Origin of the sequence: Acaryochloris sp. CCMEE 5410 (assembly GCF_000238775.2) — a bacterium.
Taxonomy (GTDB): domain Bacteria; phylum Cyanobacteriota; class Cyanobacteriia; order Thermosynechococcales; family Thermosynechococcaceae; genus Acaryochloris.
Map to the genome: position 1 here is coordinate 823,467 of NZ_AFEJ02000001.1, position 26,775 is coordinate 850,241.

23 protein-coding genes are annotated in these 26,775 nt (G+C 45.3%); 17 read left to right on the plus strand and 6 right to left on the minus strand.

Annotated elements, in window-relative coordinates:
* The first annotated feature begins 1 nt into the window (after position 1).
* Both ON05_RS03555 and ON05_RS03560 read left to right on the plus strand, forming a co-directional pair.
* Positions 2-469: a YlqD family protein gene (locus ON05_RS03555; protein WP_010476870.1), complete on the plus strand. Its 468-nt coding sequence runs from the start codon at positions 2-4 to the stop codon at positions 467-469.
* Positions 470-790: 321 nt separating this feature from the next.
* Entirely contained in the window at positions 791-1,501 is a 711-nt protein-coding gene (locus tag ON05_RS03560; protein ID WP_010476869.1) for a GDSL-type esterase/lipase family protein, read from the plus strand.
* 16 nt (positions 1,502-1,517) lie between these two features.
* Here the strand turns inward: ON05_RS03560 and mnmA are convergent, their stop codons facing one another.
* Positions 1,518-2,585: a tRNA 2-thiouridine(34) synthase MnmA gene (mnmA, locus tag ON05_RS03565; RefSeq protein ID WP_010476868.1), complete on the minus strand. Its 1,068-nt coding sequence runs from the start codon at positions 2,583-2,585 to the stop codon at positions 1,518-1,520.
* Between the two features lie 311 nt (positions 2,586-2,896).
* Here mnmA and ON05_RS03570 point away from each other — a divergent pair, with 311 nt between their 5' ends.
* The 3 genes from ON05_RS03570 (at position 2,897) to ilvC (ending at position 4,846) form a co-directional block, all read left to right on the plus strand.
* Positions 2,897-3,157 (plus strand): RNA-binding protein, encoded by a 261-nt coding sequence (locus tag ON05_RS03570; RefSeq protein WP_010476867.1) that lies wholly within the window; start codon positions 2,897-2,899, stop codon positions 3,155-3,157.
* Positions 3,158-3,417: 260 nt separating this feature from the next.
* On the plus strand, positions 3,418-3,597 hold the full coding sequence (gene rpsU, locus ON05_RS03575; protein WP_010476866.1) for a 30S ribosomal protein S21: 180 nt from the start codon (positions 3,418-3,420) through the stop codon (positions 3,595-3,597).
* A 253-nt stretch (positions 3,598-3,850) separates the two neighbouring features.
* On the plus strand, positions 3,851-4,846 hold the full coding sequence (gene ilvC / locus ON05_RS03580; RefSeq protein WP_010476865.1) for a ketol-acid reductoisomerase: 996 nt from the start codon (positions 3,851-3,853) through the stop codon (positions 4,844-4,846).
* A 147-nt stretch (positions 4,847-4,993) separates the two neighbouring features.
* Here the strand turns inward: ilvC and ON05_RS03585 are convergent, their stop codons facing one another.
* Positions 4,994-5,380 (minus strand): cyclic nucleotide-binding domain-containing protein, encoded by a 387-nt coding sequence (locus tag ON05_RS03585; protein WP_262561138.1) that lies wholly within the window; start codon positions 5,378-5,380, stop codon positions 4,994-4,996.
* Between the two features lie 915 nt (positions 5,381-6,295).
* Here ON05_RS03585 and ctpB point away from each other — a divergent pair.
* On the plus strand, positions 6,296-7,669 hold the full coding sequence (ctpB, locus tag ON05_RS03590) for a carboxyl-terminal processing protease CtpB (RefSeq protein ID WP_029315437.1): 1,374 nt from the start codon (positions 6,296-6,298) through the stop codon (positions 7,667-7,669).
* Positions 7,670-7,834: 165 nt separating this feature from the next.
* On the opposite strand, the gene psb28 is transcribed toward ctpB, so the two are convergent.
* Both psb28 and dapB read right to left on the minus strand, forming a co-directional pair.
* Positions 7,835-8,170 (minus strand): photosystem II reaction center protein Psb28, encoded by a 336-nt coding sequence (psb28, locus tag ON05_RS03595; RefSeq protein WP_010476862.1) that lies wholly within the window; start codon positions 8,168-8,170, stop codon positions 7,835-7,837.
* Positions 8,171-8,403: 233 nt separating this feature from the next.
* Positions 8,404-9,231, minus strand: coding sequence for a 4-hydroxy-tetrahydrodipicolinate reductase (dapB, locus tag ON05_RS03600; protein ID WP_010476861.1), 828 nt, complete (start codon positions 9,229-9,231; stop codon positions 8,404-8,406).
* 154 nt (positions 9,232-9,385) lie between these two features.
* On the opposite strand from dapB, the gene ON05_RS03605 reads away from it, so the two are divergent.
* The 6 genes from ON05_RS03605 to ON05_RS03630 all read left to right on the plus strand — a co-directional run bounded on the left by ON05_RS03605 (position 9,386) and on the right by ON05_RS03630 (position 18,529).
* Positions 9,386-12,031, plus strand: a complete 2,646-nt coding sequence (locus ON05_RS03605; RefSeq protein WP_029315436.1) for a TIGR03960 family B12-binding radical SAM protein — start codon at positions 9,386-9,388, stop codon at positions 12,029-12,031.
* Between the two features lie 156 nt (positions 12,032-12,187).
* The gene (locus ON05_RS03610) at positions 12,188-13,324 is read left to right on the plus strand and encodes a glycosyltransferase family 4 protein (RefSeq protein ID WP_010476858.1); all 1,137 of its coding nucleotides are present in this window, start codon (positions 12,188-12,190) and stop codon (positions 13,322-13,324) included.
* A gap of 15 nt (positions 13,325-13,339) precedes the next feature.
* Positions 13,340-14,584: a glycosyltransferase family 4 protein gene (locus tag ON05_RS03615; protein ID WP_010476857.1), complete on the plus strand. Its 1,245-nt coding sequence runs from the start codon at positions 13,340-13,342 to the stop codon at positions 14,582-14,584.
* Between the two features lie 65 nt (positions 14,585-14,649).
* Positions 14,650-15,780, plus strand: a complete 1,131-nt coding sequence (locus ON05_RS03620; RefSeq protein WP_010476856.1) for a glycosyltransferase — start codon at positions 14,650-14,652, stop codon at positions 15,778-15,780.
* Between the two features lie 177 nt (positions 15,781-15,957).
* Positions 15,958-17,121 carry a glycosyltransferase family 4 protein gene (locus tag ON05_RS03625; RefSeq protein WP_029315435.1) on the plus strand — a complete coding sequence of 388 codons (1,164 nt, stop codon included), beginning with the start codon at positions 15,958-15,960 and terminating at the stop codon, positions 17,119-17,121.
* A gap of 97 nt (positions 17,122-17,218) precedes the next feature.
* On the plus strand, positions 17,219-18,529 hold the full coding sequence (locus ON05_RS03630; RefSeq protein WP_010476854.1) for a hypothetical protein: 1,311 nt from the start codon (positions 17,219-17,221) through the stop codon (positions 18,527-18,529).
* Positions 18,530-18,620: 91 nt separating this feature from the next.
* Here ON05_RS03630 and ON05_RS03635 read toward each other — a convergent pair whose 3' ends face one another.
* Complete coding sequence (locus ON05_RS03635; protein ID WP_010476853.1) at positions 18,621-20,474, minus strand: tetratricopeptide repeat protein; 1,854 nt, start codon at positions 20,472-20,474, stop codon at positions 18,621-18,623.
* Positions 20,475-20,607: 133 nt separating this feature from the next.
* On the opposite strand from ON05_RS03635, the gene ON05_RS03640 reads away from it, so the two are divergent.
* The 5 genes from ON05_RS03640 to ON05_RS03660 all read left to right on the plus strand — a co-directional run bounded on the left by ON05_RS03640 (position 20,608) and on the right by ON05_RS03660 (position 25,758).
* Positions 20,608-21,552, plus strand: coding sequence for a ribonuclease Z (locus ON05_RS03640; protein ID WP_029315434.1), 945 nt, complete (start codon positions 20,608-20,610; stop codon positions 21,550-21,552).
* Between the two features lie 178 nt (positions 21,553-21,730).
* Positions 21,731-22,024, plus strand: a complete 294-nt coding sequence (locus ON05_RS03645) for a hypothetical protein (protein ID WP_236619064.1) — start codon at positions 21,731-21,733, stop codon at positions 22,022-22,024.
* 281 nt (positions 22,025-22,305) lie between these two features.
* Entirely contained in the window at positions 22,306-23,562 is a 1,257-nt protein-coding gene (locus ON05_RS03650) for a DUF4168 domain-containing protein (RefSeq protein WP_262561144.1), read from the plus strand.
* Positions 23,563-23,708: 146 nt separating this feature from the next.
* On the plus strand, positions 23,709-24,386 hold the full coding sequence (locus tag ON05_RS03655; RefSeq protein ID WP_010476848.1) for a response regulator transcription factor: 678 nt from the start codon (positions 23,709-23,711) through the stop codon (positions 24,384-24,386).
* Positions 24,352-25,758 (plus strand): cell wall metabolism sensor histidine kinase WalK, encoded by a 1,407-nt coding sequence (locus tag ON05_RS03660; RefSeq protein WP_012165719.1) that lies wholly within the window; start codon positions 24,352-24,354, stop codon positions 25,756-25,758. The genes ON05_RS03655 and ON05_RS03660 overlap by 35 nt, the downstream gene beginning before the upstream one ends.
* Positions 25,759-25,802: 44 nt before the next feature.
* Here ON05_RS03660 and ON05_RS03665 read toward each other — a convergent pair whose 3' ends face one another.
* On the minus strand, positions 25,803-26,621 hold the full coding sequence (locus tag ON05_RS03665) for an ABC transporter permease (protein WP_010476846.1): 819 nt from the start codon (positions 26,619-26,621) through the stop codon (positions 25,803-25,805).
* Between the last annotated feature and the right edge of the window lie 154 nt (positions 26,622-26,775).

A 26,775-nucleotide genomic window follows, 5' to 3' on the forward strand; every position in this document is an offset into this window, starting at 1 on the left:
TATGGAAATTCCTGCTGATCAGCTTCTGTTGAAACGCCCCATTACCGTGAAAGCAGTTGTTACCCCTCTATGGAAAGATGAAGCTCAACAACAGCTCCAAGCCCAAATCAATCAATTTGATGGTCAGCTTCAGCAACTTGATACCCAAGTTCAACAAATGATCGGTGAGTTAAAAAAGCAAACGGTTCAAATTATTGGGGCTGAAGGTAGCACTTCAGAAGAGACCCAAGCTCAAATTCAAAATATCCAGATGCAAGCGAATAATCGCAAAAGTGAGCTCTTAGATCAAAAAAACCAGGTCTTGCAGCAACTGAACCAAGTCCAATCCCTTGAGATGGAACAAGAAGTTGAGCAAGGGCAAATCGATAGCTTCTTTTACATCAAAAAAGGAGATCACCTCATTCGCAGAATGCAGGTTGAAATCCTCCTGCGAGATGGTGTGGTTGAAGATATTCGCGGTGATCTCTAGCCCCATCTCCCCATAGATTCAGTATTGACTAGCTATTGTTTACATCAAATGAAAGTTAGTCCACCTTTACCAAGTATTTGCCAAGCTCAATATGGCAAGTACTTGGTTAGTTTTGCATTACAACTCATCCAGTGAATTGCTGCTCGTGCAGTGCGAATCTAGCTTGCTCTGTTTATTTATCAAAAAATTGTGAGATTCATCACTGCAGCTTTTTGACACAGCGCTTTAAAGTGAGGGAAATCGAATGCTAATGTTAAGAAATTAATAAAACTTAATTCAAAGCATTTTAAATTTCGATTTAACTCAAACCACCATATCCCTATGCATAGTCTTTCTGCATCTCCCCAACTCAAACAACCAACGCCTAAATTCCCAATCCCCCTGAAACTTGTGGCGTTGGGGGATAGCCTGGTCTACGGTTATGGCGATCCTGAAGGAGGAGGATGGGTCGAGCGGCTCCGACGGCAGTGGATGTATCCCGATAATGCAGGCCACATTCTCTACAACTTAGGGGTGCGCGGAGATACTATTAAGCATGTCGCGCGACGGCTAGAAAGCGAATTTCGTTATCGAGGGGAACTGCGACATCAGGTCCCGGATCGAATTATTTTATCGGTTGGGGTGAATGATTCTGCACGCCTAGGTCGTCTCGACGGTCGGTGTTTTACTCCATTCTCAGATTTTCAAAATCAATTAGCAGAACTGCTCGATCGCGCTGTTGAGCTTTGCCCGGTGTTGTTTGTCGGTATGGTGCCGGTGAATGAACAGGCAATGCCATTTTTGGACGCCTTTTATTACAACCACGCCGATCAGCATCTCTATAATGAAGCGACTCGCTTGGCCTGCCATGAACGACAAATTCCATTCTTGGATCTGTTTGATATCTGGCAACAAAGAGGATCAGACTGGCGGGATCTACAGCTTGGAGCAGATGGTTTACATCCAAATCCCCAAGGCTATCAATCCTTATTAATGGACATCTGCAATTGGCAGCCGATGCAAGCGTTAATGCAGTCGGGTACAGCAGTTTAACGCACAAACGTCAAAATCAAGAGAACGCCTCAATAATGCCTCCACCCAACAGGATTTCCTGGTCATACCAAACTGCAGCTTGACCTGGAGCGATACCAAATTGGGGGTCCTCAAACACCAACTTCACTCGCCCACCTGGTGCTTCAGCATCCAGGGGGATAATAGTAACGCTTGTTGGTTTTGACCGGTAGCGAACCTGAACTTCAGCATGAATCGGATTTTGGGGAGGGGCAATTGAAACCCAATTCACCCGTTTCACCATACATTCAGTTTTAAGGGCTGTTTCTCGATCTCCCACAATGACTCGATTCTTTCCTGGATCTAAATCCACCACATACAACGGATGAGGCGCAGCTACACCAATCCCTCTCCGTTGACCAATTGTGAAATGATGCACCCCTTGGTGATGCCCAAGAATGTTGCCCCCTTGGTCAACAATTTCCCCTGGATGGGTCTCAATATACTGATCCAAAAACGTTTGCATTGAACCATGGGCCTCAATTAGACATAAGTCCTGGCTTTCAGGTTTCTCGGCTGTGTGAAGGTCAAGTTGGGTCGCCATACGGCGGGTTTCGGTTTTTGTATGGTCTCCCAACGGAAAAACGGTGCCACTCAATAGATCTTGATCTAAATCGTAGAGAAAATAGGATTGATCTTTATTTCGATCCACAGCCCGCAGGAGCTGATAGCGTTTTTCCTGCTCACTGTAAGCAATCCGGGCGTAATGACCTGTGGCAATCGTATCTGTATCAAGTTCATGGCGAGCATAGTTTAGCATGGGGCCAAACTTAACCGTTTTATTGCATTGTGAGCAGGGTAAAGGGGTAATACCCTGCTGATATCCCTCAACTAGGTAGTCAATAATGTTGTCAGAAAATAGGTCGCGGCTATCCACCACATGATGAGGAATATCTAGATCTGCGCAAAGTTGAGCAGCATCCACTAGACCATCAGAACAGCATTGCCCCTTGCCTTGCATTAACCACAAGGTAAGACCAATGACTTCATACCCTTTTTCTTTAAGGCTCGCTGCGGCAACGGAGCTATCCACTCCTCCAGAGAGGCCAACAACAACTTTCTTCATGTTCAAAATAGTGAGTGGGTAAGCATTAGGAAAAATGCGGTAAAGGCGATAGAGTTAGATCAACATTATCTAATTCCATTGTTCCATGCTAACTTTTCCGATCAATCCTTGGGGCAAGATCATGTCCAATTACTGCAGATATTTATTGCTATAGCATTTTGACCTACATCATGCCGCAACGCGCCCTTTAGGTCTAGATGCCCGCAACCTCTGCTGTGTTGGCTGTGACTGTAAAGCTACACCTTTAGTTCAACAATAGACAGGATATTTCCTGTTTACCCTTACTTTACCCGCCCTTTGGAGATACACTGATGTCGATTTATGTTGGGAATTTATCCTACGAAGCGAGCCAAGACGACGTGACTGCCGTATTTGCAGAGTATGGCAAAGTAGTGAAAGTTCACCTTCCCGTTGATCGGGAAACAGGCCGCAAACGCGGTTTTGGATTTGTGGATATGGAGAATGATTCAGAAGAAGAGGCTGCGATCGCAGACCTAGATGGTGCTGAGTGGATGGGGCGCCAATTAAAAGTCAACAAAGCTCGCCCTCGTACTCCCAAACCTTCCTGGTAGAGATATTGCAGAGGTCACAATATCTGGGGCTTCTGCAAAAATGGTCTTCAAAATCTGATCTATTTCACTTCTGTTTTGGATAGGCAACAAATCATAGGAATGTGACGCCATTCTTGTTGTGAGGGTATGCTTACAATGGATAGGAATGGCTGGTTTTCTCCAAAAAACAGTAGAATAGATAGCAATTCCCTAGGGTGAAATATCGCCTACAAGGGAAAGTCAATATTGAAAATGAAACAACATCAAGGAGAAGTCAAGTAGTGGTTCAGGTGGTTTTAGGTGAAGACGAAGGCATTGAATCTGCATTGCGACGATTTAAGCGTCAAGTCTCAAAGGCCGGAATTTTGGCAGATGTAAAACGTCGACGCCATTTTGAGACCCCCTTAGAGAAGAAGAAGCGTAAGCGCATCGCTACTCGTCGTAAGCGTCGTTTTCGCTAGGGCATGCATTTCTAGTAGTCTGTCCAGTTTTTTTGACTGCAGCAGCCAAGCTAACAAGCAAATAGTTTTTAAGCCACTGCCTCCCTTAGAAGAGGCAGTGGCTATTGTGGTGGACAACGCACTTTTTTTGAGCAACAGCATCAGAAATTTGTTGCTCTTTGTTGGCGTGTTCGTAGTATGATTCACCAGCGATTAATTGTAGAATTAGAAGCCAGCAGATAGCCCCTGGCTGTTAAGGAGAGAGCAAAATATTATGGCCCGCATGTATTACGATGCCGATGCCAATTTAGATTTATTGGCAAATAAAACCGTTGCCATTATTGGCTATGGTTCCCAGGGGCATGCCCATGCCTTAAACCTTAAGGATAGCGGTGTTCAGGTCATTGTAGGCTTATATGAAGGGAGCAAATCTGCAGCAAAGGCCCAAGAAGCAGGACTAACGGTGAAGTCAGTTGCAGACGCTGCAAAAGCTGCTGACTTAATTATGATTTTGCTGCCAGATGAAGTTCAGAGAACCGTCTACACCCAGGATATTCAACCCCATTTGAGTGCAGATAAGGTATTGGCATTTGCCCACGGCTTTAACATCCATTTTGCCCAAGTGGTCCCCCCTAGCAACGTTGATGTCGTCATGGTGGCTCCGAAAGGTCCTGGGCATCTGGTGCGTCGGACTTATACCCAAGGGCAAGGCGTTCCCTGCTTATTTGCTGTGTACCAAGACGCCTCAGGCCAAGCACGGGATCGAGCAATGGCCTATGCCAAAGGGATAGGGGGAACCCGAGCAGGTATCCTCGAGACCACTTTTCGGGAAGAAACAGAGACGGATTTATTTGGAGAACAAGCTGTTCTATGTGGTGGGTTGACTGCCCTCATTAAGGCAGGTTTTGAAACCCTAGTAGAAGCTGGATATCAGCCTGAGCTGGCCTATTTCGAATGTATGCATGAAGTGAAGCTAATTGTGGATCTCATTGTGGAAGGCGGGCTGGCCAAAATGCGAGATAGCATCTCCAATACAGCAGAGTATGGAGACTACACCCGTGGACCTCGCATTGTTGATGACAGAACAAAGGCTGAAATGCGCCGAGTTCTGCATGAAATTCAAACGGGGCAGTTTGCCAAGGAGTTTGTGCTAGAGAATATGTCCGGCAAAGCAGGATTTACAGCAACTCGTCGGCGTGAGTCTGAACATGCGATTGAAGAGGTCGGCAAAGATTTACGAGCGATGTTCAGCTGGACAGACAAGGCATAATTGGTCCTTAGTTTGAGTTCCACTGAAACCTTTATACAATTTGGCTCCGGCATTTTTTTGCCGGAGCGACAAATTCGAGTTGAAGTTTTTAGTCCACTTCAAACCTTTAATTGCTGTCGCAAGGGATCCGGGTTTTAATTATGCGTTCTAATAGGCCCAACTCGGGTTTTGAATTCTGGTACACCAGTTTTGGAGTGCATTTTGTTGAAAGGTTGAGGTTTGAGCCTTTTGCTGGCGCTGGTAGAGGCTGGCAACCAGCTCGGCCTTGCTTTCGGCATGCTTTTGCAATGCAGCTTGTAGTTTAGATTGATGTAGAACCAAACATTTGCTGGCTTCAATTGTAGTGATAGTTGCAGAGGCTGGCTGACTATCAAAGAGATTGATATCCCCAAAATGGGCTCCCCGTGAAAGCTCAGCCATTTTGATATCATCTACATGAATTTTGACTTTTCCTTCAACTATGAAAAAGATTAATCTTTTTCGATCTCCTTTGTGGAGGATAGCTTGATTCTCCTTAAACGTTCGCTCTTCCATATCTGCTGCTAAACATTCTAAGAAAGCTTCATTCTCAATACGTTGTAGAAAATCAGTTGTTCTGAGAAATGCTAAGCGATTCACCACTGTTGAGCTGGTTTGGGAAAACATACTTAAGAAAGTGAGATTTGAAAAATTTCTATGTTTCCTAGTATCTTCTTTCCCAGAAGGCTCATCGACCGTATAACCACTGATTCTTGTTTTTTTAATTTTGACTAGAGGTTAGATGAAAAATCTCGCGCAAGAGCCACAAGCCAGAAGCTATAACAGCTAGCACATGTTTAGAGTGAATGATGCTGAGCGGTTTCTAGGTGACTCGACAACAGTAGGCGTTTCTCTTAATTAACCCATCCGATGACCGTGAAATCACTGAGAATTGGTGTAGTAATCGCGGATGAATATGACTTAAGCGGCCTTTTTGAGAATGATCCAATACAATGGCGGTAAGTCTAGCGACAATCTGCAGATACTCAACTCCTATATGGCACCAAGACGACGAGCAAGGCGTAAGCGACTCTTTCAACAATCTCGACTAACCCGCTCCAATAAGCCTCGATGTGTAGTTTGTGAGGAAGAATTTGATTCCCCAACCCTTAGTGTCCAGTTTGGTAAGGGGCGGGCTCATCTTCTCTGTGCAGGCCTGGCTAGGATAGGATTAAAAGGTCTAGCACGCTCTTCGGGCCGCTGGTAAGTCTGCTCTAGATGTACTTGCTGGTTCTGAGTTTATGAAATTTTTTGTGGGTGTGATGGTTTCTAGCTCTTTCTGTCCATCCTAATGACAAATGCTGCGGGGTAAAAAATCTTCAATTCAATAGCGTTAGCTGTTCAGTGAGTGTACCCACTTTCTTGCCTTGGCAAAGATGGCAGGTTTCTTTGAACGCTTGGCCTCGGTAACCATTCTTTCTTCTTCGGTATATGAATCAATCATTCAAGCTCCGTTCGACGACTCGTAGCCATGGGATTTTGAAAAGTGTCGTCTTAGTTCCAGCAACGACCTTTACCTTGTTACAGCCTTGTTTAACGAGTGAAGCCCAGGCTGCTCTTGAAGATAGTCCGAAGGTTGTTCTGGATGAAGCTTGGCAGTTAGTCAACCGCTACTATGTTGACGGTACCTTTAATCAAAAGGATTGGCAGGCAACTCGTCAGACTTTGTTAGGTGAGCAGTATGTTTCCAAACAGCATGCTTATTCTGCCCTCCGTAAAGCCTTAGCGGAACTGGATGATCCCTACACACGGTTCATGTCGCCTCAAGAGTTTAAGGCTCTGACCACTCAAACTTCAGGTCAGTTGTCTGGTATTGGTATTCGGTTAGAACAGAATAAAACGACGAATGCAATTACAGTCATTAAGCTGTTGCCTAATGCCCCTGCATTAAAGGCTGGCTTACAGGTTGGAGATCGTATCCTAGCCATCGATGGCAACAAAACTGATGCCATGGATCTCGAAGATGCCTCCAGTTTAATTCGAGGGGAGATTGATACTGCAGTCAAGTTACGGATCAGTCGAGCTGGGCAAGATCCGTTTGACCTGAATATTACCCGAGACGTCATTGAACTCCCTACAGTTCATACCAAAATCAAACAGGAAGGGAATAATCGTGTTGGCTACATTCGGTTGCTGGAGTTTAGCGCTCATGCCTCCGAGCAGATGAAAACGGCGATCAAAGAACTGGAAGCTCAAAATGTTGACGGCTTTGTGCTCGATTTAAGGGGGAATCCAGGAGGACTTCTAAATGCCAGTATCGAAATTGCTGAAATGTGGCTAAACCGAGGATTTATCGTTCACACGGTTGATCGCAAAGGCAAACAAGATGATATTCGGGCACATCCCACTGCACTAACTAAGCGCCCTTTGGTGGTCTTGGTTGATGGAGATTCTGCAAGTTCTAGCGAAATTCTGACAGGCGCTTTACAGGATAACCATCGAGCAAAAGTGATCGGAACATCGACGTTTGGGAAGGCCTTAGTACAGTCTGTCCACAAACTATCGGATGGCTCAGGGGTTGCGATTACTGTATCTCAGTACTTCACTCCAAACGGGACTGATATTAGCCACAAAGGAATTACACCTGATATTCCTGTGAAGCTGACGCCGGAGCAATTACAAACCCTCTACTCGGATCCCAGCCAACTGGCTACTTTTAATGATCCTCAATACATGCAGGCAATCCGAAGTCTACAGCAATCCATTCATTCACATAATGGGAAACCTCAAAATTCCGTAGCAATCCCTAAGCAAAACAGAAAGGCTGAAACGGTGAATCGTGCTCAAGCAGATTCTATGAAGTGAGTTTCCATAAGGCTAATCTGCAATCTTTGGTCCGAACAACCCAACGAGTAGAAAATCCCCACAGTCGCTGTGCAAGGTCCAAATTCAAATAATCGGCTGATGATTACTCTTTTGCACAGCGAAGTGACTGGAAGGGAAGGTGGTTCTTAAATTGATGGCCGCAACCTAAGATTTCGAAAACCCAAGCCCGTGGGATTCTGCATACCGATTCATAAACCTCATGAATCGATCCCACTCTTCTTCAGATTTCATATCATAATTAGCTTCAATAGCATGAGGCTTGCCATTGACGAATTTGGCACTCACGTCTAGAGTCGTTAACTCCCCTTCTTCATCTTGCAGATACATCCCCATCACTTCCAATTTCCCTTCTTGGATCAGATTTGGATTTTCGAAGTAAAAAATAGCCCGGCCTGAACTACCATCTTTAGCCCGTGTTAACCGTACGTCAGGGATGACCTCTTCATCAACGCCCCGGATAAACTGAATTGCTGCTGACATAATGTGAGTTGAATATTTTAAGAACAGTTAAGTTGTCTTTAACTATACTCACATACTCGACCTTAATGTTCCATAGAAGCCGCCAATAAGCATTGAATTCTTTGTCAATATTGGCCTGTCGGGAATTAGCCCCTAGAGGATAATCATAGACAAACGTATTCACCTCAATTTGGACGTCTGCCGGTCTATCGGTCCAGCTTCATGCTGTTGCATAACCCAGTTTTTTGGGAAAGCTACAGGATTTTCTCCAATCCATAAATCAGAGTTTGTAACTGGGTAACTTTTCGAATAGAAAGAAGAACACCCGGCATATAGCAGGCCCGATCGCTCGTGTCATGGCGCAAGGTATAGAGTTGACCAGGGGCACCAAATAAAACTTCTTGGTGAGCAATTAATCCTGGTAGCCGAATACTATGAATTCGAATATTTTCGCTACCTAGACTGCCCCTAGCACCGGTTAAATGCTCTTTCTCTTCGACCAGGGCAGGGTTATAGGTTTTGCCTAAATCACCGAGTAATTGAGCCGTTTTAACGGCAGTTCCACTGGGTGCATCTGCTTTCTGATTGTGGTGTAATTCAATAATTTCGACATGGTCAAAATATTGGGAGGCTTGAACGGCAGCCTGTTGTAACAGCACCATACCAATGGAGAAGTTGGGAATGACCAAACAACCCATACTGGCTTTTTCAGTAAATCCGGTCAGATCATTCATTTGCTCATCGCTAAGGCCAGTGGTGCCGATGACCGGAAATACCCCATATGCGATCGCAGATCTGATATTGCTGTAAACGGAGCTGGGATGGGTAAAGTCCACCATGACACAAGGCTGTTTCTCTTGGGCCGCTGCTGCTAAAACCGGTTCGAGTTCATTGGTCAATTCAATATTTAAAGTCTCAAGACCAACAAGTTCCCCTGCATCTAGACTAAACACGTCAGGATTGCGGTCAACCGCAGCATAGAGTCTCAAGTCATCGGCCTGGACTACAGCTTTGATCACTTCCCGCCCCATTTTGCCAGCGGCTCCAGTGACGATAACGGGAGTTGGCGTTGCATTTGTCATGATTGAACTGCTCGATTGACCTACTGATCTGACTTTATCAATATAGAGGCCATCTTGAATTGCCCTGCGTATAAATATGACGGTGGATCTCTGACGCGAGTGGTCCCTCGTTATAGTAGATTTGAACGGTTAACGTTGAAGTTTGAGATTGCCCGTGCCTGTAGCTGTTGAATCGCTGATTACGCCTGACATTATGAAGCCGGCTCGTTACCTCGGTAATGAGCTAGGTGCTGTGCATAAAGCCTGGGATTCAGCTTCAGTACGATGGGTGTTGACCTACCCTGAAGTTTACGAGGTCGGGGCATCTAATCTGGGGCATATTATTCTCTACAACATTCTCAATGCCCAGCCGAGACAGTTGTGCGATCGCGCCTATCTTCCATCTGCAGATTTAGCCACCAAACTCCGGGAAACGGAAACGCCCCTCTTTGCAGTTGAAACCAAAAGAGCCCTAACTGACTACGATATTTTAGGTTTTAGCCTCAGTTACGAGCTGGGCGCTACCAATATTCTAGAGATGTTGGATCTAGCTAGGATTCCTTTAACTTGGCAAGAACGCAATCAGGCCGGTTGGGGTAAGACCAGTGGTGCCACCTATCCGTTGATTTTCGCTGGCGGACAGACCGCCACATCCAATCCCGAACCCTATGCGGATTTCTTTGATTTCGTGGCCTTGGGGGATGGCGAAGAACTCTTACCGGAAATCGGCTTAATTTTAGAAGAAGGCAAAGCCCAAAGTTTGAGCCGCCAGGCCATCTTACTTGACTTAGCCCAAATTCCCGGCGTATACATACCTCAGTTCTACGATATGGCTGACGATGGAGCCGTCCATCCGAACCGTCCCGATGTCCCAAAACGAGTCTTGCGACGAGTGGCCGATCCCATGCCCGCTTATTCCATTGGCTTGGTCCCCTACGTTCAGACCGTCCATGATCGCCTCACCATCGAAGTGCGGCGGGGCTGTACCCGAGGCTGCCGATTCTGTCAGCCCGGCATGCTCACCCGCCCGGCTCGGGATGTTGAGCCGGAACAGGTCGTAGATGCCATTGAGACGGGCATGCGGGAGACGGGGTATAACGAGTTTTCCCTCTTGTCCCTCAGCTGTTCTGATTATCTGGCACTCCCTGCTGTGGGCATGGAAATCAAGAATCGGCTCAAGGATGAGAATGTCTCCCTATCTTTGCCCAGTCAGCGGGTCGATCGGTTTGATCAAGATATTGCCAATATTATTGGCGGCACTCGTAAAACAGGCTTGACCTTTGCTCCCGAGGCGGGTACTCAGCGGATGCGGGACATCATTAATAAGGGCTTGACTAATGAGGAGCTGTTGCGAGGGATTAAAACGGCCCATGAGCAGGGCTGGAGCAAAGTCAAACTCTATTTCATGATTGGCTTACCCGGAGAGACGGATGCCGATGTCTTGGGCATTGCGGAGACGATTCGGTGGCTGCGCCGAGAATGTCAGGGTCAAGGCAAGCGCCGTCTCAACTTCAACATCACCATTTCTAACTTCACCCCTAAACCCCATACCCCCTTTCAGTGGCATTCTGTCTCCACCCAGGAATTCCAGCGCAAGCAAGATCTCCTACGGGCCGAATTTAGACGATTAAAAGGGGTGAAGGTGAACTTCACGGATGTGCGGATTTCGGCCATGGAAGATTTTGTCGGCCGAGGCGATCGCCGCTTGGCCCCTGTGGTTAAACGAGCCTGGGAACTGGGGGCTGGTATGGATTCCTGGTGGGAAAGTTTAGACAAAGCCTATGGCGCCTGGACCGATGCGATCGCAGAAGCGAATCTCACCTGGAAATACCGCCAAGTCGAGCAAGGGGAATGGAATCTGTTTGATGGCTCCTCTCCAGACCAGGACACATCTCTCCAGCCAAGCCATCACCCTCTCCAAAGTTTAAATGTGCCCTTACCCTGGGACCATCTGGACACTGGCATCGATAAACAATGGCTGCAGGACGATCTGAAGCGGGCCCTGGAAGCGGCGACTGTCCCGGATTGCTCCTTCGAGGGCTGCTCCCACTGTGGAGTCTGTAGCGTTGATTTTGGTCATAACGTCGTTGTTCCCCCTCAACCAATTCCTACATTTGACGGCAACTTCGTTCCCAATCAAGAGCGTGTGCAACGTATTCGGGTCTGGTTCGGGAAACAGGGGGATATGGCGTTGGTCAGCCATCTGGATTTATTGCGATTGTTTGATCGTATTGTGCGGCGATCGCACATTCCTATTGCCTACACTGGAGGCTTTCACCCCAGTCCTCGCATCGCCCCGGCTAACGCCCTGATGTTAGGAGCAACCAGTTCAGGCGAGATCGTCGACTTTGAACTAACGGAATGCGTTAGTCTTGAAACTTTTCGGCAAACCCTAGACACTTTTTTGCCGTCTGATATCCCCATCTACAATGCTGAAGTCATTGATCTCAAAGCCCCCTCCGCCACTCAAGCCGTGGGCCAGGCTGAATATTCACTAACCGTCACAGCCAGCAACAACTCATCCTTAGAAGCTGAGCAATGGCAAATCTGGCTCGATCAAATCTTGGAGACAAAAGAAATTCTATTTGAGCAAACCACCAAATCTGGGAAACAGAAAGTGGTCAATTTGCGTGATCGACTGTTCTCTTTAAATTTGGGGACAGATAACCCAACTCAAATAAACTATATTGGCAGTTGCCGGAATGATGGGACTATCCTACGCCCAGAACATCTTATGTTTATGTTGGAACATATCAGCGGAAAGCCAATAATATTGACACAAATTCATCGCCGCCAGTTAATTCTGGTAAATATGTCATAACTCAAACTTGCCAAAGTCCATTCTGCATTTGGGGGTAATCTGAAAAAGCAAGAGCCATGATTGAACTAAATGAATAATACGGAGCCAGAATAAACCTCATATTCGCCTTACTAGTTGATGTTTTGAGTTTGGAACTGCTCTACCCCCATACATGAAATGAAAAATCTTCGTATTGCTTGGCTTTTAACTTCAGCAGCTGACTACTGGCATCCGATGCTCAAAAGCCTCTCAGATATTAACCCTTACACTCAGGCATTTGTGGCAAATTGGAGAGGATTTGCACCAGGCTATGAAGATGCCTTCAAAGTTGATATTGTCGGTGAACGGAAAGTCGTTTCCTTGCGAAAATCAGCGGCGAGTTACGGTGACAATTTCACCGTCATGCCCCTAAATATCGTCAACCGCTTACTGAAATTCAAGCCTGATGTGATCTTCTGCAACTCCTTTGGGGTTTGGACGATTCTGGCACTCTTGTCTAAACCCATCGGCAAATGGCGGGTCGTGATTGCCTATGAAGGTAGTTCGCCCGGTGTAGATTATCGAAATTCAACCCTGAGATTGTCGATTCGAAAGGCAATGGTCCAGGCGGCTGACGCCTGCATTACCAATAGCCATGCTGGCAAGCAGTACTTAGAAGAATGCCTCGCAGCGCCTGCCGAGCTTGTTCATTTACATCCTTATGAGGTTCCGTCCGGCAACGCGCTCCAAGCCTCTTCAGCAGGGGAGAATTTAAGTCATCTTGAGTTTAAAAGACCCATTTTTATATTTGTTGGAAGTGTGAGTGTCCGCAAAGGGATTTCTTTACTCCTGAAGGCATGCGCCTCTTTAGTCCAAGATGGGTGTCAGCCCTTCACGGTGATGATTGTAGGAGATGGTGATCAACGCCAAGGATTAGAGGAATATTGTCGCACCCATAACTTGGAAGACTACGTCAAATGGATAGGGAAAGTCGATTATCAGAAATTAGGGGCGTATTTTGGTTATGCAGATATATTCGTATTACCAACATTAGAAGACACTTGGGGGATGGTTGTCTTAGAATCCATGGCTGTGGGTAAGGCCATTCTTTGCTCTCAGTTTGCTGGAGCCTCGGAATTGGTAGCAAATGACGATAATGGCTATATATTCGATCCTAATGATACAAATGCATTTGCATCTGTAATGAAGAAGTTTGTAGATGACCCCTCTTTAAGTCAGCGTATGGGAGAACGGTCATCACAAATCATGGCTCAATATACTCCTGAAGCCGCAGCAGAATTCCTTGCTAGCGTTGCTAAAGGCACATTGCAATAAAGGTGATTTCTGCTAATGTCTCAACGCTTGAATGTGTTGATTTCTGCTTATGCCTGCCGACCCCATGAAGGGTCTGAGCCTGGAGTAGGTTGGAATTTGGTGCTCGAATTATCCAAATATCATCGTATTTGGGTGTTAACTCGAGGGAACAATCAAATACCCATAGAAACTGAGCTCAGTCAACATCCTGTTCCCGATCTCAATTTTATCTATTGTGAACCATCTCAAATTCTAGCCAAGCTCAATCAAAATCTGAGAATTGTTCACCTACACTATTATCTCTGGCAGTTAAAAGCATACTGGGTTGCCAAAAAATTACATAACGAAATAAATTTCGACATTGTCCACCATGTAACTTATGTTCGCTATTCAACCCCAAGTTTTCTGTCGTTCTTACCCCCGCCTTTTATTTGGGGACCGGTAGGCGGCGGAGAAACCACCCCCAATCAGTTTTGGCAAAGCTTCAGTCTCCGGGGAAAGATCTATGAAATCCTGCGTGAGTCTGCTCGTCGATTAGGAGAAGTCGATCCGTTTGTCCATCAAACCGCTGCAAGAAGTTCTCTCGCGCGAGGGACCACCCAAGATACTGTTGATCGGCTCAAAGCTCTCGGTGCATCTGAGGTGGAAGTTTATTCGCAATTAGGATTGTCCACCAGCGAAATTGCCACGTTAAATCTTAAATCGAATAATCACGAGCGGGCAACGCGTTTTGTCAGTATTGGGCGTTTGCTGCATTGGAAAGGGTTTCATTTAGGGTTGCAGGCCTTTGCTCAAGCGAATTTACCTGAGGATACCGAATATTGGATTATTGGTGATGGCCCTGAACGTCAACACTTACAGCAACTAGCCGCTACGCTGCAAATCGATCACCAAGTTAGATTTTGGTCTCAACTCTCTCGAGAAGAAACCCTCAATAAATTAGGGGAATGCTTGGCACTCATTCATCCCAGTTTGCATGAGTCGGGTGGTCTGGTCTGTCTTGAAGCTATGGCTGCAGGTTGCCCAGTCATATGCCTAAACATAGGAGGTCCAGCGATTCATGTAACCGAAGAAACGGGCTTTAAAATTTCTGTACAAACCCCGCAACAGGTCATTGATGATTTAGCATCTGCCCTGAGGCAGATTGCTAGAGATCCAGATCTTTGGCAACGCTGTAGTCAAGCAGGGCAGGAGCGCGCTCAGACCCAATTTAGCTGGGAAAGTAAAGGCTTAGCTCAAGCTAAGCTTTACCAAAAGCTTTTGCAAGTCAATTCCCCATAAGCTAATGATTCCCCTCACAGATTGATGCATTTTGCCCTCCTATAGGTAGAGAGTCGCTTTTTCTGATGAATATCATTGTTTTCAATAGTTTATTATTGCCTCCATCTCAAACTTTTATCCGAGATCCAGCAGAAAAACTAGAGCGGTTTACAGCCTACTACGTAGGATCCCGCAGAGTTGAAGGGCTCGAACTACCCCTCGAAAGAACATTAGTGGTTAATCAAGGTAATCTTCTCGGCAAAGTTGAAGAACAAGTCTTTAAACTCACTGGTTTTGCCCCTCAGCTTTATCAGCAAATCAAGGCGTTGAATCCAGCACTCATCCATGCACAATTTGGCTTAAGTGGTGTACTGATGCTGCCTTGGGTCAAAGATCTTGAGATTCCTCTGATTGTTCACTACAGAGGAGCAGATGCCACCATATCTGAAGCAGATTCGAAATACACTTCACTGAATCATTGGCTCTATTTTCAGAAAAAAGAGACGCTTAAGCATAAAGCACAACTCTTCCTCACGGTTTCTCAGTTTATACGCCAGAAACTCATCGCCCAGGGATTTCCTGAAGACAAGATTCTCAATCATTATCATGGTGTCGATATTCAGAAGTTTTGGGCAGATCCTAAAATTGCTCGTGAACCTATTGTCTTATTCGTCGGGCGTCTTACCGAAAAGAAAGGGTGTAAGTATCTGCTGGAGGCCATGACTGTGGTCCAGAGAGAGTGCCCTGATGTTGAGCTAGTCATCATTGGAGATGGTCCCCTCAGATCTGAGCTAGAAACCATTGCTCTAAGAAGTCTTAAAAAATATCAATTCCTAGGGGTTCAGCCACCAGAAAAAGTTAAATCCTGGATGAATCGAGCGCATTTATTAGCAGCACCTAGCGTGACGTCGTCACAAGGCGATGCAGAAGGGTTGCCGAATGTTGTCCTGGAAGCACAAGCCATGTCACTACCAGTTGTGAGTACAGTGCATGCTGGCATCCCAGAAGCAGTGATTGATAGTGAGACTGGCTATTTATCCCCCGAGGCAGATTCACAAGGTTTAGCTGCTTCGATGGTGCGTCTCTTTCAAGATCACACCCTTTGGCAAACCATGAGTTATAAAGGGCGAGAACATGTTGAAACCCAATTTGATCGAGCAAAACAAACTAAGGTGTTAGAAGGAATCTATGAATCTGTGCTGAGTGGTAGAATCTAGGGCTTTTATGCCATTTCTGAAACTCTCTATTATTCATCTAGGTCAAGGAATAGGTCGTCATAATGGAGGTAGATTTGCCCTAATTCAGTCACCAAATTGGGGTGAGACCATAATGTTTGGCTCTAGATATCTATCGGCTTGCGATTAATTTTCCTGGATTTTGAGATAGGCCACTGTATGCGTATTCTTAGTGTTCATAACTATTACAAAATTCGAGGAGGTGAAGACGAGTCTTGTAAATCTGAGAAATCCCTATTGAGGGAGATGGGACATCTCGTCGATGAATATGAAAAAGACAACATATCGATTCCGTCCTATCGAAGCTGGCAACTCGCCGCCCAAACGATTTGGTCGCAAGAGTCCTACCAAGCAGTGAGACAGAAATTACAACACCAGTCTTATGATGTTGTTCATGTCCAAAACTCTTTTCCTTTAATTTCACCTTCTGTCTATTACGCTGCTCAAGCAGAAGGTGTCCCAGTTATCCAAACAATCCGAAATTATCGATTGTTATGTCCCAATGCTCTATTTTTCCGGCAAGGGAAGGTCTGTGAGGACTGTTTGAATAAGGCAATTCCATGGCCTGGAATCATCCACAGCTGCTATCGCAATAATCGTTTAGCAAGTGGCATTACCGCCAGCATGATCAGCATTCATCGTTTGCTAAAAACCTGGGACCGAAAGGTAGATAAGTATATTGCCCTGACTCACTTTGCTAGGAATAAACTCATCCAAGGGGGGTTACCGGCAAATAAGATTATTGTAAAACCCAATTTTGTTAACCCAGATCCGGGTGTTGGTCACGGCAAAGGCCAATTTGCGTTGTATGTGGGGCGATTATCGGTTGAGAAAGGTTTAGATACCCTGTTATCGGCTTGGGATAAGTTGCAATCTCCTTTTCCGCTTCGCATAGTTGGCGATGGACCTTTATCCGAATTAGTTCTTGACAAGATAAAAGAGTCTCCCCATATTTCTTGGTTAGGCCGTAAATCAATCGATGAAGTGCATCAACTAATGGGGGAAGCCTCCTTTTTGATTTTTCCTTCGAAATGGTATGAGACCTTTGGCAGAGTGGCAATAGAAGCATTTGCGAAAGGAACACCAGTAATTGCTTCCCAGATCGGTGCGATTGCTGAATTGATAGAACATAAGAGAACAGGCTTACAGTTTCAACCAGGTGATTCCCTGGATTTAGCAGAGCAAGTTGAATGGGCTCTGTCTCATCCTGATGAATTACAACAGATGCGCTTAGAAGTCCGCCAAGAATTTGAAGCTAAATACACCGCAAGGGCTAATTATCAACAACTCATAGAAATTTATCGAATGGCTGCAAATAATTGAGATTTTTTAGATTTTATTTTATTAAAAAACAATGAGAGCTAATCAATTTACGAGTGCTAAGCGCCGAAATTATTATAGGACGTCTACACTGATTCTCGTGGCTTTTGCTACAGCATTTCTACCGCGTATTATTACCAGTGTGGGCGTCCCCAAACCACTCAATTTTCTTCATTTTATCGCTGTTCCTTTTGCTTGTATTCTGGCCATTTCACAAAGTAAGTCCAAGGATCCTAAACAGATCAATATTTCGTGGTTGGTGATTGGGGGGCTACTTGTATATCTAACCATCATGACCGCTAGCGCTCTGATTAACCAGGCTGGAATCATTAATTTAGTAGTTGATTACCTACTAAAAGTGGAACCCTTTCTTTTACTTTTAGCGATAACCAGTATTCCTCTCTCTATTCAGAGTTATGAATTTATTCGAAAATGGCTGATCCGTTTTTGCTTCACTCATATTTTTCTGATATACAGCCAGTATTTTTTATTCATCGTGCTTGGACGCCATCCTAAAGCCGGCAATCCAGATTATGTGCAAGGAATATTTTATGAATCTGGTTCAGGACATGTTGTTGGCGCTTCAGTTGGATTAACCTTTGGGTTATATTATTTTTTCTTTGCCAAGGCAGCTCCGACTTGGATGAGGATATCCGTGCTGTTTGCAACTTTTTGGGGGATGCTCCTTGCAGATGCTAAACAGGTATTATTTACCTTTATCATCGCGGGTGGAATTTTATTTCTTTCGAAGACGAAAGATATTATTGAAACCCTCAAGTATTTGATCCCTGGCCTTATCTTGGGTGTTGTTTTCTTATGGTGTGTTCAAAATGTCCCTGCTTTTGGTGCATTTAATACTTGGATGAGACCTGAAATATATGGTTCTGACGGTGAAGCCACGTTACTAAAAATGGCTTCCTTGCGAATCATCCCTACGTTTTATGAGTCTCCATTGAATATGTTCTTGGGGCTTGGTCCAGGCCATACGGTTGGTAGACTTGGGGGATGGATGTTGCGCGAGTATGAAGATTTACTAGCTCCACTCGGTTCTAGTATTCATCCGGCGAGTGGTGCCGTGTGGGGGGCTGTTGGAGAAAGCTGGCTGGGAGATCAATCCAGTATGTTTTCACCCTTGTTTGGTTGGGCAGGAATCTGGGGAGATACAGGACTATTTGGCCTATTATCCTATTTATTCTTGTATATGTTGGTCTTCTTTTACTTATGTCGCGATGATTTCTCCAAGTTTTGCTGGCTAACGGTTTTTGCCCATGGCTTGATTTTCTCTCAAATGGAAGAACCAGGTTTTATGCTCTTCATCATCATGATCATCGGTCTACAGTGGCAGCATAAACGGATTAGTGAACTTCATCTAAAGGATCTTCAATATTCTACTTATTCTCAAAACTATTAGATTCTGAATCAATTCCTTTCTTGACTTCCTTACGTTTGGGTTCCGTTTTGTAATGGTGAACCATTGCTTAAAACGTGGTAAGGTGCATCCTTCAAGCTAGGGATTGTCGATATTCTGCTAACAGTTTTGGTAAATACTCATAACCATCAACTCCAATAACCATGAGCAGTTTCTTCTGAAGCTGATTCAGGTATTCTTGAAAGGTTTTGGGACCAATTTGCCCATACAGAATACTCAGTAAGCCAGCGGGTTGGCGCCAAGTTAATGATTCAATTTGGAACATCAGATACATGGCTAGGCTGCCGGTGTAGATAGCCTTTTCAATATTCCCGAGTTCGCGGTACGCCTCTGCTAAATAGCAATAATTGAGGCTAACCAGCCATTGATCGCCAATGACTTCAGCGATACGGGTTCCTTGCTCAAGGATTGGAATGGCCGCTTGATATTTACTCATGATTACGAGGACAGTACCCAAGCTATTCGTACACAGCGCCTGGCTGGGTCGATCCCCTAGCTGTTCAGAAAGTTGTAAGCCTTGCTCCAGATAAGGGAGGACTTGTTCATATCGCTGGGAATCTAGGGGGTCTACGGCCTGAATCTGTAGAACTTCACTGTAACCAAAGTTGGCAAGAGCATTCGCTTCCCCCAATCGATCTCCACTTTGACGGGCAAGAATTAAGGCTCTCTGGCTGGAGGCAATCGCTTCAGAAAATTCCTGTTGCGTGAGATAGGTTCGACTCAAGTGGTTATAACTGGCAACTTCACAACGACGATCTTGGGCAATACGGGCAATCTCTAGAGCCTGCTCATGGAATTTGAGGGCTAGGTCATCGTGGCCAAGGGCTTGTTGTGTATACCCCAAAAGAATGAGAATACGAGCTTTTATGCCAGTGTTAGGGGTTTGTTTCAAGGGACTATCAAGATAGTCTAGGAGGGTTTGTAGTGATTCACCGGATAGGGCTGTAAATAATCCACCGTATAGGGGGAAGTAGGATTGCTGAGCAAATTGGACTAGCCCTTGCAATGCCATTTGAAAACAGGCTTCAGTCAGAATGGATTGTCCTAATTGCTGAAATCGTTGTGAAAGTTGTCCCCAGACGATGGTGAAGGTTAAGTAGGTCGCGATGGAAAGACGTTTTCCTGCTTTGGCGTCATAGGGTTGCTGATCAAACCAACGGACAAGGTTTGTTTGCAGTTTCTGCAGAACTAGCGATAATTCTAGCCAATCGCTAATTTGAACTGGTTGTTCGATTCCTGCTTCTGTAATTGCCTGATGCTGGGCCAAATCCATAAAGACTTGCTGGAGGGATTGACTATTGACAGCCTTGGCCCAATGACTCCAGGGTCCTTGTCGTTCAGTCCCATTGCCAAACCCAAGAGTGCTTTGACTCTGGTTATAGATCCAGTTCACGACTTGGGACTCAATTTGTTGCCATGAGTTCAGCCCTTGTTGAAGCCCCCTCGCAATCTCTAACAGAGCGGTTGATACAGAAGGTTCTAGATCGTTAGGGGAATGGCTCACTTTCTCAAGTAATTTTTGTAGCTGACGCAGTTGTTCTACAGTCAAGATTTCTTTTTGGTTAGGATCAAACACCTTGAGTAGGGGCTGTAACCTCTGTTCAGCAGGAGCTGTGGTCAAAGCCTGCACCAGGCTAGTCAATACAGTATTACCCTGGTTTTGCTTTTGCCATCGTTCCCATTCACCTTGGATGGTCTTGAGGGCTCTTTGCTTACGGATGGCTTTGGCTTGCTTAAGTTCATCGTCATCGTCTAGCAATACTTGGATTGCATCTATGCGTGTTTGTAAGCATCTTTCAAAGAGTTCTCCAGTCCCGGAGGCAATCTCAGCTTCTAAGGTATGGTAAATCTGCTCTTTGGAGCGAATATTGCCTTTCAACGTATCTGCAACAATCTGATCCAGGAGTTCAAGGTAGTGATCGCGCATAGGTTCATGAGTGTGAATTGGTTTCAGCCTAGCAAATACTATTGGCGAGACAATAGTGGCTCGGTTGCCGGGGTGTCACAATAATCGGGGAAAATAGACTAAACGGTAAATCAGGTATAAGGATAGTCGGGTTTTGCAAATTACCTTTTTAGGTACAAGTTCAGGAGTGCCTACAAGATCGCGCAATGTCTCTAGTGTTGCCCTTCGGTTGTCTCAAAGGGCCGAGATATGGTTGTTTGATTGTGGGGAGGGAACTCAACATCAACTGTTGAGGAGTGAGTTGAAGAGCAGCCAACTTAGACGCATATTTATCACCCATATGCATGGGGACCATATTTTTGGCTTGATGGGGTTGTTAGCTAGCTGTGGTCTAGCCGGAAATACTGAACGGATTGATATCTACGGCCCTTCAGGTTTAGAGGAATATTTGCAAGCGTGTCGACGCTATTCTCAAACGCATTTCTCCTACCCGATACAAGTTCATACGGTTCAACCGGGAGAAGTGTTTTCGGATCAAGATTACTCAGTTGCCTGTGCTCCTCTGAAACACAGGGTTCCAGCTTTTGGCTATCGGATACAAGAATGCGATCGCCCTGGCCGTTTCGATACCGATAAAGCCATCAGTATGGGAATACCAGCAGGCCCTCTCTATGGACGCTTAAAACGGGGAGAACGCATTACTTTGTCCGATGGACGTACTTTTTTAGGCCAAGATTTTTGTGGCCCTAAAGAAATTGGACGAAAAATTTCCTATTGTACTGACACAATTTATTGTCCAGAGGCAGTTGAGTTGTCTAGGGATGCCGATGTAGTCATTCATGAATCCACCTTTTCCCATCAAGAAGCTGAATTAGCTTATCAACGCTTGCATTCGACCTCTACTATGGCTGCGCAAGTGGCCCAGGCCGCTGGAGCGAAAAAACTCTTCCTCACTCACTTTAGTCCTCGATATGCCCCAAACAGTGCAACTGGTTTGCAAGAGCTTTTAACAGAAGCAAGTGCTATCTTCCCCCATACCGAATTGGCCTATGATTTTCTAAATTATCAAGTTCCTCGTCGTACTCTTACAACAGCGTAAAAGGCTTTCGACAGCTGTTTTATCGGAGAAAAAAATAGATAAACGCGACTAGTTGCACATGAGTTTTGGAGAAGAAAGTACATCTATTTCCCAATTTCTTCACACTTTAAATTTATCCTCAGTATCTGAAAGAGTTCTAAAGAAGCTCTGTTTTATCACTTTGGTGGAGGTATTTGAAGTGAAACTTAAACTCATCCCAGCATTACTAACTTTAGGACTAGCCACATTCCTTGGCGCTTGCGAAACAGTTAGCGAAAATGCTCCAACTCAGCCTGGGAGCGAAGCTGAAGTTCCTCAGGGTGGCGCAGAATTAGACGATACAGAAACTCCCAAGTATCCCCCAGCACCTGATGCAGTTCCTGACGATAGCCCAGACGAAGCATCTGGAATTCCTGCTGTACCTGACGCTGAAGCCCCAGCAATTCCAGATGCGCCTGATGCAACAGATTCAACTGAACCTCAAGCCCCTTAGGTTTAGAAGCAAGATTTTTCCATTCAACTGTTTCTGTACAAAGAAACAGTTGAATCCTTTATTAGGAATAGGATTGCTTAACTATTTTTCACAATCAGCAAATGCTTTTTGAGCCTTCCGACTGTTGTGTGCATTCAAATTTCCTGAACAGAGTAATTGTCAAGTCGACAATCATTGCAATAGATAGCTTTGTTTCAGGACATAAGCATTCAGACCACTAATGAGCTGAGTTTTACAGATCACTCCAGACCATTCGTTACCTATTTTGATTAGGAGTACCTATGAATACTCAAAAGTATGTCTCAACTTTGAAAATCTTCCCTACGCTGCTCGGTCTAGCAAGCATGAGTGTTTTGACCAGCTTACCTAGCGTTGCCAGCCAATCTTCCTTTCTTTCATCTACCCAGTTAATAGCTGAAGCAGAAGCGCCTAAAGAGCTATCTCCTGCTGCTTTGAAAATTCTATGCAAGAATTTTCCTCTCAACTCTCAATGCACTGGAGCCGCAACTGAAAGTACCGAAGATGCTTCAGCATCAAATAGCGCACCTGCAGATGCGACTGTATCAGAAGAAACCACTGATTCTCCCGCTATGAGCGATGCTCCAAGTGGTGAAGTTGATGCTGCTACTGAACCAACAGGTACGGCAGAGGGTGGTGCAGAACAGCCCACCGAAACACCTACTACCAGTGATGCCCCTGCTGAAGACACCGTGGAAGCGACTGATGAGACAGACACTGCTGCAGAAGGTGGTGCAGAGCAACCTGCGGGTGATCCATCTGCTAGTGATGCTCCTACCGACGACGCCATGAAGGCCACTGATGAGACGGACGCTGCTGCAGAAGGTGGTGCAGAGCAACCCGCTGATGATCCATCTGCCAGTGATGCTCCTGCCGATGCCACTACTCCAGCAATGTCAACTCCCACCGTTACGCCTCCTACAGTTACCCCTCCAACCGTAACTCCCCCCGTTTCAGGTCCTGAAGGCGGTGAAGGGGGAGCTGCGCAACCTGCAGATGATACGGGTGCCACTCCTGCAGCCCCTACAGAGGAAGCGAGCCCTGAAGGAGCAATGCCTTCTGAAACCGAACCCTCCAGCAGTACTCCTGAAACTACACCCAGCGCTGATGCTTTGAAGCCAGAAGCAGAATCTGCTTCTGGAGAACAATCCTCCATCTCTGAGAGTGAGCTCAAGCAATTTGCAACCGCTATACCTCAGTTAAGTTCCCTTGAGAAAACAACTAAAGGTGAAATTTCTCAAGTGATCGGACAGTCAGGACTTAGCCAAGATAAGTTCAATGCTCTATACAATGGACAGCAAGCCAGCAGCCCAACCGTAGACGCAACTGACGCAGAGAAGCAATCTTTTGAGCAAGCGATGACCAAAATTCAGGCCATTGAAAAAAAAGGACAAGCTGAGCAAGAGAAGGTAATTCGCTCTCAGGGACTAGAGCCTCAGAGATTTAGTCAAATCCTAGCGGCTGTTCGCCAAGACCAATCCTTGCGAACTAAAGTTCAGCAGATGTTGCAAACAAACTAGAGCGGTTCACCCATTTAGTGAATCTGCTTTTTTGATAAGAAAACATTACGGCACACCCAGTTTGCCGTAATGTTTTCTGTATGGGACATCTGATGAGTAGCTAGATCTTCCCCATTTGGTATTGAGACAAAGAGAGAAAAATCAGAATGAAGCTTCTACTAGTAGAAGATGACGAGCGAATTGCAGAAGCATTGGCAGAAGATCTGACGGATCAGCATTATGCAGTAGATATTGCCCATGACGGGGAAATGGGCTGGGAACTACTAGAGGCATTTACCTATGACTTGGTTTTGCTCGATGTGATGTTGCCTAAAATGGATGGTTTGGCCTTTTGTCGACAGATGAGAGCACAAGGTTTGGATATTCCTGTATTGATGCTGACGGCTCGAGATACCACGGCCAATAAAGTCGATGGTCTAGACGCAGGTGCCGATGATTATGTCGTCAAACCTTGTGAGTTAGAGGAAATATCTGCTAGGATTCGAGCCCTTTTGCGTCGGGGTCCCATGACCTCGCCACCTATCCTGGAATGGGAGGATCTAAAGTTAAATCCCAATACCTGTGAGGTCTTTTTTCAAGAAGAGATAATTGCTTTGACACCCAAAGAATATAGTCTATTGGAGCTTTTTTTAAGAAACAAGCGTCGAGTATTCAGTCGAGCCCAAATCCTGGAACATCTTTGGGCTTATGAAGTTTTACCAGAAGAAGATACGGTGAAAGCCCATATCAAAGGGTTACGGCATAAATTGAAAGGGGCAGGAGCCCCCAATGATTTAATTCAAACGGTCTATGGTTTTGGCTATCGTCTTAAACAGGTTTCGTAATCCTCTCTTTCAAGGATTACGGTGGCGTTTACTGCTGTCTTACCTCTTGGTTATGGCAGCAATATTGGCCGTTTTTAGCGTACAAGTCTATGTTTTCGTTAGTCGACGACTTTACGCTCAAATTGATGCAGAATTACAAACTTTAGCCCAATCTGCAGCCCTTTCTCTCTCTGATATTAAGCAGGAAGGTAAACCCTATCTCGATAAAGTAGATAAAGTGCCATGGCGCGATATCTTTAATCGAGACCGCCATAGTTTGGAATGGTTTACAGCAGATGGCCGATTATTGGCTCGGAAAGGGGCGATTACCCTTCATTTGCCACCAAAACTGAGAGAACAAAATATAGTCGTCCGAGTCATAAGAGAAGAGAAGTCTTTTCAGGTTCGTGCCTTTACTATTTCAGTTCATAGCGATGCCGATGCGTTAAAACGTCCCTTACTAGAAGGGTATATCCGGGCAAGTCAGTCCATTGCACCTGTTGAAAAAGCTCAGCTTAGACTGCTGTGGGGATTAGGTGTAGGAGGAACAATTGCGCTAGGTTTAGTTGGGATAGGAGGGCTGTGGCTAACGGAATATTCACTCAAGCCGGTTGAGCAAAGCTTTTTGAGGCTGAAGCAGTTTACCGCTGATGCTTCCCATGAATTACGCACTCCTCTAACCGTAATCAAAACATCTGTTGAGGTGATGATGAATCATCCAGAAAGGGTTCATCCTAAAGATGCCAAAAAACTTGCAGCTATTTCCAGTGCAACTGCACAAATGAACCGCTTAGTTGAAGATCTACTCTTTTTGGCGAGAACAGATACATCTGTACCCACTGCCCGACGCGAATGGACTAGGGTGGCTTTAGATGAAGTCCTCAAAGACCTAGTCGACTTTTTAGATCCTTCCGCCCAAACGCAAGGGGTTACATTAGTAACCCAAGGCATAGTTCCAATGACATTAGTTGGAGATGCCATGCAATTGGCTCGATTATTCTCAAACTTGTTAAGGAATGCTGTAGCATACACCCCTTCTGGAGGGACAGTTACTCTATCCGTAGCTCGGACTAACCAGGTCACTATTATCAGTGTGGAAGATACTGGAATAGGCATCTCTAAAGAGCAAATTCCATATATCTTTAACCGCTTTTATCGTGTGGATAAACACCGAGCCCGCAGGCAAGGAGGCTTAGGCCTTGGGTTGGCTATCGCTCAATCCATTGCTCAACTCCATAAAGGCAAAATTACTATTCAGAGTCAAGTTGGAGTAGGTAGTTGTTTCCGAGTCCATTTGCCAACGGTACAAATGGGTGTTGTGACTGAAGTATCTAATAACTCTATTCAACTAGCTTCGAGGAGCACTCAATTAGTATCTCCGGAGGTTAAATAAAGTATTACAAATTCTCGAAACGGATTTTTTCCCCAAAGCGCAGTTTAGTCTTGTTGATGGGAGAACTGGTGAGCTCCAATTATGGCAAGGATCAAGGCCATACTGAGTAAGATGGGTAGAGTAAACCAAGGGAATTGCTGTAATGGTAAATAGGCAGCAGCCCTTAACCCTAGGCTAGTGTAGGTTAAAGGTAGAGCGTAAAGAAGTGCCTTAAAGTATATTGGCAAACTACTCGGGTCAAAGAAAGTTCCCCCTAAAAATGACATTGGTACGATCAGAAAATTGTTATAGAGCCCAACGCTTTCGATTGAGGATACGTTTAGACCTGCAATAACACCTAGTCCAGCAAACACCGAGCAGTTTAAGATCAGCAAGAGCAAGAACAGCGGATTCAAAAAGCCGAATATCTTACCTGTACTAAGAATCGCGATTACGATCACGGCCGATGATGTTAGCAATCCTCGTGCAACACCAGCCATGACTTTCCCAAGATAGAGGGCTAATGGATGTATGGGCAGCAACAAAAGCTCTTCAAAGGTTTTGCTATACAACCTATCGCCACAAATAGAGAAAGTAGTACCAGCAAAACAAATCGTCATCGACGAAAGGGCAATCATACCTGGCAGGATAAACTCCAGATAGGTGTCCCCCACAGTTGGTTTGCCTAAAGAATTCCCTAAGCCCAACCCGAAAGCCAAAATGTAGATGATCGGAGAAACCATACCAGAGGCAATGATTTGCTTGACCCTTACACGCAAATCTAGCCATTCCCCCCAAAAAATGGTTAAGCTGTCAAACCATATCTCTTGGACAAGGGGAAACGAACGATTATGGCTTAGAGATAAATCTAGTTTTTGGGGCATTATGTAACAACTATTCTTAAACTTTAATAATTGTTACAGATTTTCTGTTGTGAAGGAGAATATTCTCGCTCTTTGAATAAATTTTTGATTTTACCAGCTCGGTACTAGTGCTCGACCACACTGAATTAGATAGGTAAGCTAGAAACAATCTAGC